At 39.8% G+C, this 2181-nt stretch carries 2 protein-coding genes; both read left to right on the top strand.

Annotated features, from left to right (window positions below):
- The coding region (locus LD28_RS23420) for a LysM peptidoglycan-binding domain-containing protein (RefSeq protein WP_206538753.1) at window positions 1–1065 on the top strand (1065 nt) is incomplete at its 5' end.
- Between the two features lie 16 nt (window positions 1066–1081).
- Window positions 1082–2181 (top strand): GMC family oxidoreductase N-terminal domain-containing protein (locus tag LD28_RS23040; RefSeq protein WP_156120212.1); only part of this gene is annotated, 1100 nt, incomplete at its 3' end.

The following is a 2181-nucleotide window of genomic DNA, read 5'->3' as shown; positions in this document are numbered from 1 at the left end:
GGTGGTATGTTATCTGAACTACAGCGTCTTTCATTTTCTGGTGAACATACACTTCAGATATATCTCCCCTGTGATGATTTTGATAGCACGGATCTTTTAGTATATAAAAGATCTGATGTTGTGATGACAACACCATTATCCAGTATTGTTTGCCCAAAAAAAACAGATGGAATTAAATCACCCAAGATAATATATAAGGATAACGGATGCTTTATTGAACCGAGGAAAAGGACATTATGGCGTATCAGTTCGTTATTGAGCGAAAAGAATGGTTACTCAGTTTATCAAAACCTATATGCTGTTTTTCTATTCAACCCTGATGCATTCCTAGATAATGATATATTCAAGATGAAAGATGTTTTATTGACTTGTCCGCCAGAGGAGCTGATTTCATCTATAGATAAGAAGCATGGAATAGAAATGCTTCGTTCTGCTGAGCAGTTTAAGTTAACTAGTCAGAAAAAAAGTAAACCCCAAAGCGTACCAGAAAATCTCTCCGCCTTGGATGTCAAACCTGAGTCTGTGGCTATGTCCGAGCAGCCCTCTCCAGAGAGGAACGATACGGTCAAGCTTGTCGACAATAATTTATTATTGGCAGATACTATGATACCCAATAATAAAATCGATGTAGAGATTACATCATCGATGCCAACCCAACCTAAACACGACATAGCTAATATTGACAATGCAGATGTAACCAAGGAACAAAATGATGGTTTAGCTCAGGTTGATAACGTTGATAACGTTGATAACGTTGATAACGTTGATAACGTTGATAACATCATCCAAGAATCAAAAAATAGTACACCACATGATAATGCGACAGGTTGTTATATTGAGCCAGAGAAAAGGACCTTGTGGCGTGTAGCGGTGATGTTTAGTCAAGTGAATGGTTACTCTGTGTATCAAAATGCACATGCTATTTATAACGTTAACCCTATCGCGTTTACAAAAAATGATATTAACCTGGCATTGAATGACAAACTATCTTGTCCAACCATTGAAGATATTACTAAACACTCAGTGAAGCAATCTTTAGCTTGGTTTAAAGCTAATATTAAATAAAGTGGAGGGATTTCTATTGTATGATGTAATCATTGTAGGAACAGGCCCTGGTGGAGCATCTGTTGCTTTGCCATTGGCACAACAGAAATTAAAGGTCCTGATATTGGAGTGGGGGGGCGATGTCTCATTCGGTAATATCAGTTCTTTATTTCGTGTTAGCGGCACACCAGGGAAGGGTTTTTTTATAAATAAAGAGTTATTTACAATCCTGCGTGGTATAACGGTTGGTGGTAGCGCAGCCATAAATTTTGCAACTGCCTATCCTCCCCCAGTGGCTATGTTTGACAAGTATGGTATTGAATTGTCGCAGCCATTCCAATCTTTACAAAATCAAATCCCTATTGATACCTTAGGTGACCATTTGGTTGGCCCAATGGCCAGTCGGTTGGAAAATGCTGCAATGGAGTTAGGTTTGCCTTGGGAAAGATTAAATAAATTTATTTATCAAGAAAAATGCAGGGTGGAATGTCATCGTTGCATATATGGTTGTCCATATGGTGCAAAGTGGCATCCTGGCATGTTGGTTAGTCATGCAGTTAGCGCTGGCGCTGAACTAAAATGTTATGCGAAAGTGACTAGAGTCATTGTCGAAAATGGCCTTGCTATGGGTGTTGAGTACATCAAAGATGGGCAAGTTTATCGTGTCTTTGGTAAAAAGGTTGTTATTGCTGCTGGCGGGTTAGGGACTCCTATGATTCTTCGTAATAGCGGTCTCAATCATGTAGGTGAACAGTTGTTTGTTGATCCTGTTGTTGCTGCGATCGGTGTTATGTCTGAGACTGTTGGCAGTGGCCGTGAAATATCAATGGTGTCAGGTATGATGAATGAAAGTGCCGGTTATACCATTTCTGATATGACATTACCTAAGCCACTACATTATCTTTTCTCCGGCTTGGTTGGTCAGGTTACGGCTCATCGGAAGTCATTGACAATGATGATAAAAGGCAGGGACTCAATGGATGGACATATCACAAAAAATGGTCATCCGAGCAAGAAATTGTCATTTTCAGATAACCAAAGTCTGCATGCTGGTAGTTTGATGGCTCAGAAAATACTAATGCAGGCAGGGGCCAAGAAGGTATATTTTACACGTCCATTTGCGGCACATCCTGGAGG

The organism is Aeromonas finlandensis, assembly GCF_000764645.1.
GTDB lineage: Bacteria > Pseudomonadota > Gammaproteobacteria > Enterobacterales > Aeromonadaceae > Aeromonas > Aeromonas finlandensis.
The sequence above is the reverse complement of the archived record's forward strand: the minus strand, read 5'-3'. Positions and strand labels throughout refer to the sequence as shown.